Source organism: Neobacillus sp. NPDC093182 (assembly GCF_044754045.1).
The window spans coordinates 1-14,242 of the sequence record NZ_JBIVOI010000030.1 but is presented as its reverse complement, the minus strand read 5'-3'; the positions used below and the strand labels follow the sequence as shown (position 1 = coordinate 14,242).

The 14,242-nt window shown below is 40.0% G+C and carries 14 protein-coding genes and 9 tRNA genes; 21 read left to right on the top strand and 2 right to left on the bottom strand.

The window, feature by feature from the left end; genetic code table 11:
- Positions 1-53 precede the first annotated feature (53 nt).
- The 5 genes from ACIQAA_RS31635 (at position 54) to ACIQAA_RS31615 (ending at position 5,582) form a co-directional block, all read left to right on the top strand.
- Entirely contained in the window at positions 54-743 is a 690-nt protein-coding gene (locus tag ACIQAA_RS31635; protein ID WP_402627673.1) for an alpha/beta hydrolase, read from the top strand.
- A 285-nt stretch (positions 744-1,028) separates the two neighbouring features.
- Complete coding sequence (gene cshA / locus ACIQAA_RS31630) at positions 1,029-2,471, top strand: degradosome RNA helicase CshA (RefSeq protein WP_402627740.1); 1,443 nt, start codon at positions 1,029-1,031, stop codon at positions 2,469-2,471.
- A 164-nt stretch (positions 2,472-2,635) separates the two neighbouring features.
- Entirely contained in the window at positions 2,636-3,598 is a 963-nt protein-coding gene (gene uvsE / locus ACIQAA_RS31625) for a UV DNA damage repair endonuclease UvsE (protein WP_402627670.1), read from the top strand.
- A gap of 66 nt (positions 3,599-3,664) precedes the next feature.
- Positions 3,665-4,144 carry a PH domain-containing protein gene (locus ACIQAA_RS31620; protein ID WP_402627667.1) on the top strand — a complete coding sequence of 160 codons (480 nt, stop codon included), beginning with the start codon at positions 3,665-3,667 and terminating at the stop codon, positions 4,142-4,144.
- Positions 4,137-5,582 carry a PH domain-containing protein gene (locus ACIQAA_RS31615; RefSeq protein ID WP_402627664.1) on the top strand — a complete coding sequence of 482 codons (1,446 nt, stop codon included), beginning with the start codon at positions 4,137-4,139 and terminating at the stop codon, positions 5,580-5,582. The genes ACIQAA_RS31620 and ACIQAA_RS31615 overlap by 8 nt, the downstream gene beginning before the upstream one ends.
- A 13-nt stretch (positions 5,583-5,595) precedes the next feature.
- Here ACIQAA_RS31615 and ACIQAA_RS31610 read toward each other — a convergent pair whose 3' ends face one another.
- Positions 5,596-6,189 carry a rhomboid family intramembrane serine protease gene (locus ACIQAA_RS31610; protein WP_402627661.1) on the bottom strand — a complete coding sequence of 198 codons (594 nt, stop codon included), beginning with the start codon at positions 6,187-6,189 and terminating at the stop codon, positions 5,596-5,598.
- A 98-nt stretch (positions 6,190-6,287) separates the two neighbouring features.
- On the opposite strand from ACIQAA_RS31610, the gene acpS reads away from it, so the two are divergent.
- The 6 genes from acpS to ACIQAA_RS31580 all read left to right on the top strand — a co-directional run bounded on the left by acpS (position 6,288) and on the right by ACIQAA_RS31580 (position 12,296).
- Entirely contained in the window at positions 6,288-6,638 is a 351-nt protein-coding gene (gene acpS, locus ACIQAA_RS31605; RefSeq protein ID WP_402627658.1) for a holo-ACP synthase, read from the top strand.
- Positions 6,639-6,766: 128 nt separating this feature from the next.
- Positions 6,767-7,777 (top strand): LolA family protein, encoded by a 1,011-nt coding sequence (locus ACIQAA_RS31600; protein WP_402627655.1) that lies wholly within the window; start codon positions 6,767-6,769, stop codon positions 7,775-7,777.
- Between the two features lie 128 nt (positions 7,778-7,905).
- Positions 7,906-9,069, top strand: a complete 1,164-nt coding sequence (gene alr / locus ACIQAA_RS31595; protein WP_402627653.1) for an alanine racemase — start codon at positions 7,906-7,908, stop codon at positions 9,067-9,069.
- Positions 9,070-9,253: 184 nt separating this feature from the next.
- The gene (locus ACIQAA_RS31590) at positions 9,254-9,535 is read left to right on the top strand and encodes a CopG family ribbon-helix-helix protein (RefSeq protein ID WP_034673267.1); all 282 of its coding nucleotides are present in this window, start codon (positions 9,254-9,256) and stop codon (positions 9,533-9,535) included.
- Positions 9,536-9,539: 4 nt separating this feature from the next.
- Positions 9,540-9,890, top strand: a complete 351-nt coding sequence (locus ACIQAA_RS31585; protein WP_034673264.1) for a type II toxin-antitoxin system PemK/MazF family toxin — start codon at positions 9,540-9,542, stop codon at positions 9,888-9,890.
- 231 nt (positions 9,891-10,121) lie between these two features.
- Positions 10,122-12,296 carry a Tex family protein gene (locus ACIQAA_RS31580; protein ID WP_402627650.1) on the top strand — a complete coding sequence of 725 codons (2,175 nt, stop codon included), beginning with the start codon at positions 10,122-10,124 and terminating at the stop codon, positions 12,294-12,296.
- A gap of 185 nt (positions 12,297-12,481) precedes the next feature.
- Here the strand turns inward: ACIQAA_RS31580 and cmpA are convergent, their stop codons facing one another.
- On the bottom strand, positions 12,482-12,595 hold the full coding sequence (gene cmpA, locus ACIQAA_RS31575) for a cortex morphogenetic protein CmpA (protein WP_095251326.1): 114 nt from the start codon (positions 12,593-12,595) through the stop codon (positions 12,482-12,484).
- 92 nt (positions 12,596-12,687) lie between these two features.
- On the opposite strand from cmpA, the gene ACIQAA_RS31570 reads away from it, so the two are divergent.
- The 10 genes from ACIQAA_RS31570 (at position 12,688) to ACIQAA_RS31525 (ending at position 14,227) form a co-directional block, all read left to right on the top strand.
- Positions 12,688-13,161, top strand: coding sequence for a SprT family protein (locus ACIQAA_RS31570; protein ID WP_402627647.1), 474 nt, complete (start codon positions 12,688-12,690; stop codon positions 13,159-13,161).
- Positions 13,162-13,281: 120 nt separating this feature from the next.
- A tRNA-Asn gene (locus ACIQAA_RS31565) sits at positions 13,282-13,356 on the top strand.
- Positions 13,357-13,363: 7 nt separating this feature from the next.
- Positions 13,364-13,454, top strand: a tRNA-Ser gene (locus ACIQAA_RS31560).
- A 9-nt stretch (positions 13,455-13,463) separates the two neighbouring features.
- A tRNA-Glu gene (locus ACIQAA_RS31555) sits at positions 13,464-13,535 on the top strand.
- A 57-nt stretch (positions 13,536-13,592) separates the two neighbouring features.
- Positions 13,593-13,669, top strand: a tRNA-Asp gene (locus tag ACIQAA_RS31550).
- Between the two features lie 16 nt (positions 13,670-13,685).
- Positions 13,686-13,760 (top strand) — tRNA-Gln (locus tag ACIQAA_RS31545).
- A gap of 1 nt (position 13,761) precedes the next feature.
- Positions 13,762-13,837, top strand: a tRNA-Lys gene (locus ACIQAA_RS31540).
- A gap of 16 nt (positions 13,838-13,853) precedes the next feature.
- Positions 13,854-13,938 (top strand) — tRNA-Leu (locus ACIQAA_RS31535).
- 66 nt (positions 13,939-14,004) lie between these two features.
- A tRNA-Leu gene (locus ACIQAA_RS31530) sits at positions 14,005-14,090 on the top strand.
- Between the two features lie 60 nt (positions 14,091-14,150).
- Positions 14,151-14,227 (top strand) — tRNA-Arg (locus ACIQAA_RS31525).
- The last annotated feature ends 15 nt before the right edge of the window (positions 14,228-14,242 follow it).

The following is a 14,242-nucleotide window of genomic DNA, read 5'->3' as shown; positions in this document are numbered from 1 at the left end:
AATGGAACACTAAAAGAAAAATAATTCATTCAAAGCAAAGTAGGTGGAGAGTCTTGATTGGCTGTTTATGTATTCATGGTTTTACAGGGGCGCCATATGAAGTAGAGCCGCTTGCTGAGTATTTAACGAAGCATACGGACTGGATATTCAGTGTCCCTACTCTTCCTGGCCATGGCGAAAATCTTTCACTAAAAGATATCCATTATCAACAATGGATAGAACATGCAGAGTCTGAATTAAAGAAATTGATTGAAACCTGTGATCAAGTTTATGTAATCGGGTTTTCCATGGGCGGTATGATTGCAAGCCTCCTAGCAGCAAAATACCCTGTGGACAAGCTTGTACTACTTAGTGCAGCAGCCTATTATCTAAACCCAAAACAAATGGCGAGTGAAATTAAGTCGATGATGGTTGATTTAATTAAAGGAAATTTAGAAAACAATGAATTTTTTCAGCGCTATAAAAGAAAAATAAAAGCAACTCCCATAAAAGCAACTTTCCAATTTCGCAGACTTGTTTCTTACATCAAACCACTTCTCCCTCAAGTAGAAGTGCCAACGCTGATTGCACAGGGAGAATGTGACGGAATCGTCCCTCCCAAAAGTGCTGAATACTTATACCGGACGATTAGTGCAAAAACAAAAAGACTTACGTATATTAAGGATTCTAGCCATCATATTTGTCATTGTGAGGAAAAAGAGGCCCTATTTTCCCAAGTGTATGACTTTTTGATGGAGCGGTAATGCTGATATGGGACTCGTTAATAAACCGCATTAATTGCAATCTATTTGTAATAATGTTATGATTATCAGCAACGTGTCTAAAGAACGAATAAAATAGGGCATACTCCTTTGGAGGGATGTCTTTTTTTTGGTAAAATAAAGATGTTACCTAATACGGTATTTTGATGCGAATCATAAGTATTCAGCACATAGAATAAATTTTTATATAAATGAAGGAGAATGAAAACATTGACAAAGTTTGAAGATTTAGGCCTAAGTCAGGCTACTTTACAAGCTGTCCTCAAAATGGGTTTTGAGGAAGCAACACCAATCCAGGCAGAAACAATTCCGATGGGCCTTGCAAATAAGGATTTGATTGGGCAGGCTCAAACAGGAACTGGTAAAACTGCTGCATTTGGTATTCCTTTGGTTGAAAAAATTGATGTGAGCAAGGACGCGATTCAAGGAATCATTATCGCTCCTACACGTGAGCTTGCCATTCAAGTTTCGGAAGAGCTTTATAAAATCGGTTCTGGTAAAAGAGTCCGCGTTTTATCCATTTACGGAGGACAGGACATCAGTCGCCAAATCCGTTCATTAAAGAAATTCCCACATATCATTGTAGGTACTCCTGGTCGTGTATTAGATCATATAAATAGAAAAACAATGCGCTTAGACACAGTTAATACTGTAATCCTTGATGAAGCAGATGAAATGTTAAATATGGGATTCATTGAAGATATTGAAACGATTCTTGCTTCTACACCGTCAGAGCGCCAAACCTTACTTTTCTCAGCAACAATGCCAGCACCAATTCAAAGAATGGCAGAAAAGTTCATGAAAGACCCTCAAATTGTCCGTGTTAAGATGAAAGAAATGACAGTTCCGGCGATTGAGCAATTTTATCTTGAAGTTATGGAAAAGAATAAATTTGATGTCTTAACAAGACTGCTTGATATTCAATCACCAGAGTTAGCGATTATCTTTGGCCGGACGAAACGCCGTGTGGATGAATTATCTGAAGCTTTAACCTTAAGAGGTTATACAGCAGAAGGGATTCACGGAGATTTAACGCAGGCAAAACGTATGCAGGTCCTTCGGAAATTTAAAGAAGGAACAATTGATGTATTGGTGGCAACGGACGTGGCAGCAAGGGGTCTAGATATCTCTGGCGTAACCCATGTTTATAACTTTGATATTCCGCAGGATCCAGAAAGCTATGTACACCGTATTGGTCGTACTGGACGTGCGGGTAAATCTGGTATGGCACTAACATTCATCACGCCGCGTGAAAAGTCTTACCTATCAGTATTGGAAAGAACAACGAAGCGTAAGATGGAAAGAATGACGCCTCCTACATTAGATGAGGCGTTAGAAGGACAGCAACGAGCAGTAGTTGATAAGATTGTTGCAACGATTGAATCAAATAATCTTCAGTATTATAAAGCAGCTGCTAAAGAATTACTTGAAGAAAATGATGCTTCAACCGTTGTTGCTGCAGTATTAAAAATGTTAACAAAAGAGCCTGATCAAACACCGGTTAAGTTAACAGAAGAATCACCACTTCATTCTAAGAGGGACAGAAAGCCTCAAGACCGTGACCGCAGAAGAAGAGACGATAATAGAAGTTATGGTTCTGCACGCGGTGGAGAACGCGGTGATCGTGATCGTAAAAAGGCACCTTCTAAGCCAAGAACAGGTGAAAAACGCACATCAGGAAAATCAAAACCAAGAAGCTTTAACCGATAATAAACATAGAGAGCATGGGCATAATGTCCAATGCTCTCTTTTTTTTGCTCTTGATTCGGACAAGAGACGGCAAAAGCGGAAATCAACAGACAAGTTTAACAGCCTTTATTTTTTCAGGTGTGTATTGGGAACATTAAGGGTAACAGCTTGTTAGGAGTGATAAGATGATCGTGAAACTTGGATATGTTGCAATGAGCGTTGAGCTTCAGAATGCCTCACCCTCCCAAACCATGACGTTTGCACAATTTAGCAAAATAAAAGACCGTGATGCGGCTATTCGAAAGCTGGAGCGAATTGCTGAGTCAAATATAGATAATTGCCTGAGGTTATTAAAACACAATGTTGGAAATCAAATACACTTCTTTCGACTAAGCTCCCGTCTCATCCCATTGGCCAATCACGAGGAGCTGTTGGACTGGGATTATATAAAGCCACTGAAGGAATCTTTAAAAAGAATGGCTGACTATCTTAAAGTACATCCAATGCGTATTGATTTTCACCCTGATCATTTTGTTGTGCTGAATACACCTAATAAAGAGATTCTCTCCAACGCACTAAAGACTCTTGTCATGCATAAGAAACTGCTAAAAGGAATGGATATTGATACAGAACATCGCTGTGTTCTCCATGTGGGTGGCGGCTATGAGGATAAAGAAATGGCACTTGAACAGTTTATTCATAACTGGGGATACATCCAGCCAAGCATTCAAAAAATGATTATGCTTGAAAACGATGATACAACCTTCACAGTGAAAGAGACGCTTTATCTTTGTGAAAAGCTTGGAATACCGATGATATTTGATTATCACCATCACTTGGCTAATCACGAAGAAGTGGAGTGGAAGCAGGACTGGGAAAGAATTGTCACCACCTGGAAGGCATCTCCGCTTCCCGTTAAAATGCACATATCAAGCCCGCGTTCAGAAAAGGAATTTAGGGCACATGCTGATTTTGTTGATCCAGAAATGTTTTTAGAATTCCTAAACACCATAAAAGGAACGGTACCAGAGATACATTGCATGATAGAAGCGAAACAAAAGGATGCTGCTCTCTTTCAATTAATGGATGACCTGCGAAACCGGAAGGGGATTAATGTAATAGACCAATCGAGCTTTGTCGTTGAATAACAATGATGTTTCCTTATCGATTCCCGTGTATACTTAAGGGAAAGCATGGTGAAGTGGAGGGGAAGTATGATACTAGAGCCGCAAAAAAGAATATCTGTAAAGGCATTAACGGTTTGGAGAATCTCAGGTGCGATAAAAATTGTCATCAGCTGGATTTTAGCTGGTGCTGCTATCTTTCTATTACATATCTTTAATGGCCCAATTTGGATAACACTTTTATTAATAGCAATTGAACTTATTTCAACGTATTTTATCATTTTTTTAGTACCAAAACTTAGGTGGCAGCGTTGGCGGTATGATGTGAGGGAAGAGGAAATTGAACTTCAGGAAGGAATTTTTATTGTTAAGCGGACCTTGATTCCGATGGTTAGAGTACAGCATGTAGATACCGTTCAGGGACCTATTTTACGCAACTATCAATTAGCCTCTGTCATTATTAATACGGCAGCAACAGCTCATGAAATTCCAGCATTAGAAGAGAGTGAAGCGGAAGAATTAAGGCGCTTTATTTCTAATCTAGCAAGGGTGGCGGATGAAGATGTCTGAACCGAAAAGGCTTCATCCCATTGTAATACTGTTAACAATCGGTAAGCGAATAAAGGATTTTATTTTTACATTTGTCGCATTGTTTTTCATTTGGAATAAAGGTGATGGCGGCAAGTTGCTGCTTTTTGGGGCTTCCGCGATTGCAATCATAGGAATTATTCTCGTCAGTATTCTTTCTTGGCTGCGCTATACCTATAGATTAGAGGAAAATGAACTTCGGATAGAATACGGTGTTTTTGTCCGCAAGAAAAGGTATATTCCATTGGAACGTATCCAAAGTCTGGATATTTCAGAAGGGCTCCTTCAGCGCTTATGCGGGATGGTAAAGGTTCAGATTGAAACAGCTGGCGGAAGTGGGAACGATGAAGCGGAGGCAGTTCTTTCAGCCATCTCCAAAGAAGAGGCACGCTATATCCAAGAATATGTTGCTGGTGCCAAAAATCCTTCTGTCCAAAATGATGAATCTGTTCACGAAGATCCTAGTCATATCGTTTATAAAATTACACCGTCACAGTTACTTTTACTTTCACTTACCTCAGGAGGAATAGGAGTTGTCATATCAGCCGTATTGGCATTTTTGTCTCAGTTGGATGACTTTATTCCCTATGAAAAACTATTTCGAGGAATTGAACAATGGGCTGTAAGTAATCTAATTTTGATTGCCCTTCTCGTTTTTGCGGGACTTTTCGTTGCTTGGATCCTGGCTCTTTTTGGAACCATGTTGAAATACGGCAATTTCCATGTCACGAAAACAGAACATGATTTAGTTATTTCTCAAGGTCTATTAGAAAAAAGGCAGATTACCATTCCGTTAACCAGGATCCAAGCAATAAGGATTAATGAAAATATCGTCCGGCAATGGCTGGGATACGGGTCTGTCAGCGTTGAAAGTGCTGGTGGTTCAGCAAGTAATAAGGAAGGCTCGAAGGTTTTGCTTCTTCCGCTTGTCAAGCTGGAGGATATTGAACAAATAATAGGACCTTATCTTACGGATTATCAATTCACATCAAGTTTTAATCCCGTTCCTAAAAGAGCCATGAATCGTTATATTCTTCGAGGCTGGATAATCATTGTTCCACTCGTTGTGGTTTCGATTGTTTTCCTCAAGGTTTGGGGCCTTCTTTCGTTGATTATTCTTGCCCTAGTGACATTTTGGGGAGTATTAATATATAAGGACGCAGGCTGGAGTTTGGAAGAGCAGCAATTGAGTCTTCGTTATCGATCTATGGTACGGACCACTGTGTTTATAAAGAAAAATAAAATTCAAAGCCTAGAATTGAAAGAAAGTTATTTTCAAAGAAGAAAAGATCTGGCTACACTAGAGGCTTTTGTGAAAGTAGGCTTTGGCGGGGCCGGAGGCCGTGTGATCGATATGGATCGAATGGATGTGAAAAAGGTCTACACCTGGTTTTCGAGGGAATCCGAAAAAAGGGATTGAACCAACTAATGGCTCAACCCCTTTTTTTATTATAAAAAATAGCGCCTAGTAAAAATCCGCCTGCTAAGCCGAATATATGGGCAGTAATATTAATATTGGGCTGCAAAAAGGTCATGATCAAGCTAAGGGCACAAATAGTAAGGATGACTTGCGAGTTTTGCTGTGAGAGCATATGCTTACGAAAGAGAATGATGCTAATATAATAACCAAATAATCCAAAGATCGCTCCACTTGACCCAACGTGTACATAAGTTAATGGTTCGAGCAGCAGTGTCGCCACATTAGCCAGGACGCCGGAAACAAGGTAAACCAGTACGAATTTACCTTTACCTAGCAGCCTTTCAAGCGCTGGACCAAAAAGGACAAGTGAGAAGCTGTTAAATAAAGCATGAGTAAAGCCGCCGTGCATAAAGATTGGGGTTATCAGCCGCCAATATTCCCCTTCCATAATATAGAGATTTACACCTGAGAAAGTGGCTTTAAACCAAAAGTTTGGAAAAATAGGTAACGCAGTAAAAAGATATAATAGCAAATGGATGGCAATTATAGTAGAAATAACTGGATATAAACGGATAAATTCGCGAAAACTCTCTGTTCTCGTAAACATAATAACCTCCTGAATGGACTTACTTATATAATAGACTGAATTTTGGTCCTGTTGTACTATTATGCATTGTTTAATATAAATAGAAGGGATACCTGCGCATGATTAAAGGGATTGGGATTGATATTATTGAACTTTCCAGGATTGAAGAGATTGTCACTAGACAAAGGAAATTGATTGACCGCATACTGACCGAAAATGAAAAACAAACATTTGAACAGCTTCCGGACCGAAGAAAGATTGAATTTTTAGCAGGAAGGTTTGCTGCGAAAGAAGCCTATTCAAAGGCTGCTGGGACGGGTATAGGCAAGGAACTCTCGTTTTTAGATATTGAAATCGAAACAGATTCATTAGGCAAGCCTCATATAGTAAAACCCGAAACGAATGGTTTTCTTTCTATTTCACATAGCAGGGATTATGCGGTTGCTCAGGTAGTTATTGAGGAAAAGTAGAAAAAAACAACACAACGGACAAACCTTTATCATATTCCAAAAGGTTGTCTCATATATTCATAGGGAAATGGGAGAGACAAGTCTTCTTTAAATTCATATGAAAATGAGACAAGAAGGGGTTGAAGGAATTGAAGAAAAGGTTGTTGCTTGTGATTACAGGGTTACTGGTCGTTTTTTTACTAGCAGCCTGTGGCTCTAAGTCAAAAGAAGATGTAGTGAAAGAGTTGAATGGAAAACTAAATGATCTATCAGGTTATAAAGTAGACGCCAAGATGACGTTGAAAATGGGTACCGATTCACAAGTGTATAACGTTGAAATTTGGCATAAAGATCCAACGTTTTATCGTGTTAATTTAAAAAACGCTGAAAAAGACCAAAGCCAAATGATTTTACGCAATAATGAAGGAGTATTTGTGTTAACTCCTGCTCTTAAGAAGAGTTTCAAGTTCCAAAGTGATTGGCCGCAAAACAGCAGCCAGGCCTATTTATACGAATCATTAATTAAAGACATCGTTGAAGATAAAGAAGCGAAGTTTTCTTCTACGAAAGAACATTATGTATTTGAAACAAAAACCCGCTATCAGAACAATAGTATGCTGCCAACACAAGAAATTAAACTAAACAAAGAAGATTTATCACCTGCGGTTGTAAAAGTGATGGATCCCGATCGAAAAGCTCTTGTGACAGTGGAATTTTCTAAAGTTAAATTTAATGCAAGCTTCGATGACAGTGATTTTGATATGAAAAAGAATATGACTCGTGCTGATCTTAACCTGCCTGTGATGGCAGATAGTAAGGACACGGCATTTACGGTTAAATATCCTACTGCCGATTTAGGTGCGAATTTAGTGGATGAAAAAGAAGTGAAGCTTGAAAATGGTAAGCGCGTCGTCTTAACGTATGAGGGTGAAAAGTCATTTACACTTGTACAAGAAAAGGTAACAGTGAAGGAAGCCTCTACATCACCGACATATGTCGATGGAGATTTAGTGGATTTAGGTGTTACAATCGGTGCTGTTTCTGATGGTTCGATTACTTGGACGATGGATGGTGTTGACTACATGATTGCCTCAAACGACTTAACGGAAAAAGAACTCGTTGAGATTGCAAGAACAGTCCAAGGCGATGTTGAAAAATAAGATTTACGATTACAGGCTCTTAATAGGGCCTGTTTTTTGTTTGACAATTAAAATAAGTAGTTTGATAATCAATAAGGTAAAATTAAAATATGATAAAAAGTGACTTTAGTTAATTAGGAAGTGAAATAATGATAGAGCAGGGCTTTTTCTATAGAGATACATGGGCAGAAGTCGATTTAGATTGTATTCTCGCAAATGTTGCCTCCGTTAAAAAACTTTTGCCGCCCAAAGTGGATATCATAGCTGTAGTGAAAGCAAATGCTTACGGACATGGAGACGTTAAAGTGGCTGAGAGTGCACTCGCAGCGGGTGCGTCCTATTTAGCAGTAGCGTTTATGGATGAAGCAATTGCACTAAGGAATAAGGGGATAGAGGGACCCATTCTAGTCTTAGGCGCTACACGTCCAGAGGATGCTGCGCTGGCAGTTAAATTTAACATCACCATTACAGTTTTCCAATTGGAATGGGTGAAAGCTGCTCAACCCTATCTCCCGCATGATAAGGTACTTTCTGTTCACATTAAGTTGGATACGGGGATGGGGAGGATTGGAATCCGAACCAAGGAAGAGTTAGCAGCGGTTGTGCAAATAATTTCTGATGATGAGCGAATGGATATTGAAGGGATATTTACACACTTTGCAACAGCAGATGAAGTAGATCTAGCCTATTTCGAAAAACAAATGCAGTTATTTCATGATTTATTATCTGTTTTAAAGAAACGTCCAAAGTACGTGCACTGCAGTAATAGTGCAGCAGCATTACGCTTCTCAAATGCCAATTTTAACGCGGTTCGTCTTGGGATTGCTATGTATGGATTAACACCCTCTCCTGAGATTGAACATGAGCTGCCTTTCCCGCTTAAGGAAGCTTTTTCGCTCCGGTCAAGGCTTGTTCATGTGAAAAAACTTGATAAGGGTGAGAAGATTAGTTACGGTGCTACGTATGAGACGGAAGGAGAAGAGTGGATAGGCACGATTCCAATCGGTTATGCAGATGGATGGATTCGTCGTCTCCAGGGTCAGGAAGTATTGGTTGAGGGTAAAAGGGTTCCAATAGTTGGCAGGATTTGTATGGATCAATGTATGGTAAAATTACCGCATGCGGTTCCGGTTGGGACGACTGTTACCTTAATTGGTAAACAGAATAATGAATTCATTTCTGTTAATGAAATTGCGCAAAAGCTGGAAACAATCAATTACGAAGTCCCATGTATCATCTCAACTAGAGTACCCCGTCTATATAAACAGGGGGGTAAATTTGTCGTATTAAAAAATTATCTTCTTCACGAATAAGTGGGCTAATAATGAAAATGTAACATATTTATGATAATGCGGAATTTTAGTGCATAAAAGGTAGTTTGTTTGGCCTATAATACAGTAGTATTATAATTAGTCTATGCATTTTGGGCATTAAGTGTTATTATTAAATATGGTAGATAGAAAAATTGGTGTGTAGTGATGGTGGAGGTGTATGTTTGTGTCTGAATCCGGCGCAACTACGGAAATCTTAGTAAAATTACCGCAACATCTTTTAACCGAGTTAGATGGTTTTGTAAAATTAGAAAACGTTAACCGGAGCGAGTTTATTTATCAAGCAACTAAAATGTATTTACGCGAACGAAAAAAGAGACAAATTCGCGAATCCATGAGACGTGGATACATGGAAATGGCGATGATCAATTTAACGATTGCATCGGAAATGTTTCAAGCAGAATTTGAGGCAGAACACACAGTTGAACGTCTTGTAAGCGGAGGGTAATACCTTGATTGTCAAGCGTGGTGACGTTTATTTCGCGGACCTATCCCCAGTTGTTGGTTCTGAGCAAGGCGGCGTCCGTCCTGTACTTGTCATTCAAAACGACATCGGGAATCGGTTTAGTCCCACAGTTATTGTTGCAGCGATTACAGCACAAATTCAAAAAGCGAAGCTTCCCACTCATGTCGAAATTGATGCGAAGCGCTACGGTTTTGAACGAGATTCAGTCATACTTTTAGAACAGATTCGTACAATTGATAAACAGCGGTTAACCGATAAAATAACCCATCTCGATGACGAAATGATGGAAAAAGTGGATGAAGCCTTGCGAGTAAGTATAGGTCTCATCGAATTTTAGCATGTACGCACGCTCTTTTAAGAAAGAGCGTTTTTTTATACGTATGCTTTGCCCTCATATTTGTTTCTGCTTTAGCAAGCTAATTAGCTTGCTTTTTTTTATTAGGCTCTTTTCTTAAACATTTTTACTTTTGGAGATTAAAAGCCCAACATGTTTACAAAAGGCTTTTATATATGTGAATCGATTGAGGTAATTTGATACAATATGGTAATAGGAATGGAGGTTTGTGTTGTGAATGATACAGTTGTGAAAGATGAACAGCTTCTTGGGAAGGTAGCTGCCGAATTAGCGATATCTCAAAAGCAGGTTAAAAGTGTTATTTCCTTATTGAATGAGGGGAATACTGTGCCATTTATCGCCCGTTACCGTAAAGAAATGACGGGGGCACTCGATGAAGTTCAAATTCGAGATATCCAGGAACGCTGGCAATACATACAAAACCTTGAGCAAAGGAAAGAAGAAGTACTTCGAACCATTGCGGAGCAGGGTAAACTAACGGACGAACTTACTCATAAGATAACGAAAGCAGAAAAGCTGCAAGAGGTTGAAGATTTATATCGCCCTTATAAACAAAAGCGCCGTACAAAAGCTACGGTTGCAAAGGAAAAGGGTTTAGAGCCGTTGGCAGAATGGTTATTAACATTTCCGATGACTCCAATCGAGGATAAAGCCAAGGAATTTTTATCTGATGAAAAAGAAGTTCTTACTGTTGAAGATGCGATTGCAGGTGCAAAAGATATCATTGCTGAAATGATTTCTGATGATGCTGAAAGCCGAAAGTGGATTCGGAATGAAACCTTTAAGTCTGGTAAAGTGGAATCAACCGTAAAAGACGCAGAAAAGGACGAGAAAAAGGTTTATGAAATGTACTATGAATATGAGGAGCCTGTAAATAAAATCGTTCCTCATCGAATCCTTGCGTTAAATCGCGGTGAAAAGGAAGATATCTTAAGGGTATCTATAAAAATGAATAATGACATCATCCTGTCCTACCTATCAAGAAAATGGGTCCGCGCTCAGCATTCGCCGGCTGCAGCATATGTTATAGAAGCAATTGAAGATAGTTATAAGCGTCTGATTCAGCCTTCGATTGAAAGGGAGATTCGAAGTGAGTTAAATGATAAAGGTGAAGAGCAAGCCATTCATATATTCTCTGAAAATCTTCGTAACTTACTTTTACAACCGCCATTGAAAGGGAAAGTCGTTATTGGTGTAGACCCTGCGTATCGGACAGGCTGTAAGCTTGCTGTTGTGGATGAAACCGGTAAGGTTCTTAAAATTGATGTCATTTATCCGCATCCGCCAGTATCAAAGACAAAGGAAGCAAAAGAGAAGTTCATTCAAATTCTTCGTGATTATAAAGTAGAGATGGCGGCAATTGGAAATGGAACGGCCTCTAGGGAAACGGAACAGTTCGTCGCAGATATACTTAAGGAAATGGATGAAGAAATCTATTACTTAATTGTTAATGAAGCGGGAGCCAGTGTGTACTCTGCTTCAGATATAGCAAGAGAAGAGTTTCCTGATTTTCAAGTAGAAGAAAGAAGTGCAGTCTCCATCGCACGCAGATTACAGGATCCGCTTGCTGAGTTAGTAAAAATTGATCCTAAATCAGTAGGAGTAGGCCAGTATCAACATGATGTTACGCAAAAGCGTTTATCGGAATCGCTGCATTTTGTTGTCGAAACAGCCGTAAACCGAGTAGGGGTTAATGTGAACACAGCCTCAGCTTCCTTGCTCCAATATGTAGCGGGATTAACCAAAACCGCCGCACACAATATTGTGAAGAAAAGGGAAGAGGAAGGGAAGTTTACGAGCAGGGTGCAATTAAAGAAAGTCCCACGACTTGGAGCAAAAACCTATGAACAAGCAATCGGCTTCTTACGGGTTTTAGATGGGAAACAGCCGTTAGATCGAACAGGAATTCACCCAGAGAACTATGATGAAGTGAAAAAGTTATTGACCAGTCTAGGTTTTTCAGCCAATGATTTAGGAACAGCTGAATTACGGGATGCACTAAATGAACTTGATCTTAAAGCAGTGTCTGCTGAACTATCTATTGGGGAACTAACATTAAAAGATATCATCGACGCACTTGTAAGACCAGAGCGCGATCCTCGCGACGACTTGCCGCGTCCATTATTGAAAAAGGATGTTCTTAAATTAGAAGATTTAAGTGCAGGGATGGAGCTTCAGGGCACGGTTCGAAATGTAGTAGACTTCGGAGCCTTTGTCGATATCGGCGTTAAGCAGGATGGGTTAGTTCATATATCGAAGTTAAGTAATCGGTTTGTAAAACATCCATTAGATATTGTATCTGTTGGAGATGTCGTAACCGTTTGGGTTGACTCCGTGGATATGAAAAAGGGGAGAGTAGCGTTAACCATGCTGCCTCCGTCTAAATAAAGGAATACTATTAGTAGATGACCGTTTTTTCTAGATGGTCATCTTTTTTAGTTGATTAAATTGGACTTGGAGCGTTCATGATGACCAAAATCAGAGGGAAATCGAAAAAGTGGTAACCAATAGAGGCTATTGGCTACCGAAGCAACGAGACAAATGGAATTGTGAATAATACTGAACTGGAATTCTTACGAAATGTGTTTTTTTCTGTAAAAAAACCAGCATTGGTTTAACAGTTTAATTTGGTATCGGTCCTTCTCGTAGAAAGCTCTTTTCATTTGGTTTTGAAACCAAGTCGGCATACTTAACCCTCCCGAAAAGTAGATCATTAAAGGTATATACAATATATGCTATAATAGGTTGTCACGTTCGCTTAAAAAAGGAGGGAATCTAAATGGAGGATAAAGAACTACAAAAACTGGTTGAAAAAGTCTCGATTGAATCTTTTGGTAAGCCATTTAGGCATAAAGCCTCCTTTAATAGCAGGCTGCGTTCAACTGGGGGAAGATACCTGCTTGGTACTCACAACATCGATATCAATAAAAAATACTTAGACCAACTAGGCTTAAACGAACTAATTGGGATCATTAAACACGAACTCTGCCATTATCATCTTCACTTAGAAGGCAAAGGATATCAGCACCGTGATTCCGATTTTAAAATGTTATTAAAAAAAGTAGGCGCACCGAGATTTTGCAGTCCGCTGCTAGATAAACCTAAGAAACGCACCTCCAATAAAATCCTCCTTTATCAATGTACAAACTGCCATCAGCAATATAAAAGAAAACGAAGCATTAATACAAGTCGATATGTGTGTGGAAAGTGTAGAGGTAAGCTAGTAAAGGTAAAAGAGTTACATGAGGAATAAGGAAAAATTTTTCAAGTTATTTTATCAAAAAATCGTATTGACTTTATAATACATCGTCATTATAATGTAAAGAGTCGACAAGGTGATTGTGCTTGTCCGGTAGAGAAAACATCATATTATTCCGCAGTAGCTCAGTGGTAGAGCTATCGGCTGTTAACCGATCGGTCGTAGGTTCGAGTCCTACCTGCGGAGCCAATTTTATGGGGAAGTACTCAAGAGGCTGAAGAGGCGCCCCTGCTAAGGGTGTAGGTCGGGTAACCGGCGCGAGGGTTCAAATCCCTCCTTCTCCGCCATAAAATTTAGGCCCCTTGGTCAAGTGGTTAAGACACCTCCCTTTCACGGAGGTAACACGGGTTCGAATCCCGTAGGGGTCATCAGGGACGGGAGATGATTATAGCTCATTTCCTGTTTCTTATCTAAAACTTTCATTTGGTCCGGTAGTTCAGTTGGTTAGAATGCCTGCCTGTCACGCAGGAGGTCGCGGGTTCGAGTCCCGTCCGGACCGCCATTAATTTAAGTAATATTGGGCTATAGCCAAGCGGTAAGGCATCGCACTTTGACTGCGACATGCGTTGGTTCAAATCCAGCTAGCCCAGCCAAGAGCCATTAGCTCAGTTGGTAGAGCATCTGACTTTTAATCAGAGGGTCGAAGGTTCGAGTCCTTCATGGCTCACCATTTTTCAATTCAATATGCGGGTGTGGCGGAATTGGCAGACGCACCAGACTTAGGATCTGGCGCCGCAAGGCGTGGGGGTTCGACTCCCTTCACCCGCACCATCCAATTATTAACTCTTGAAAAGATGTTGATAGTCTGGTATGATTGTAAATGTCGCTGTAACATATGCGGTCGTGGCGGAATGGCAGACGCGCTAGGTTGAGGGCCTAGTGGGGGCAACCCCGTGGAGGTTCAAGTCCTCTCGGCCGCACCAAAAAAGATGTTGACAAATAATTTTCAACTTGTTATAATATAAAAGTTGGCTTTAAAAAATGCGCCCGTAGCTCAATTGGATAGAGTGTCTGACTACGGATCAGAAGGTTATGGGTTCGACTCCTTTCGGGCGCGCCATATTTTACGGGAAGT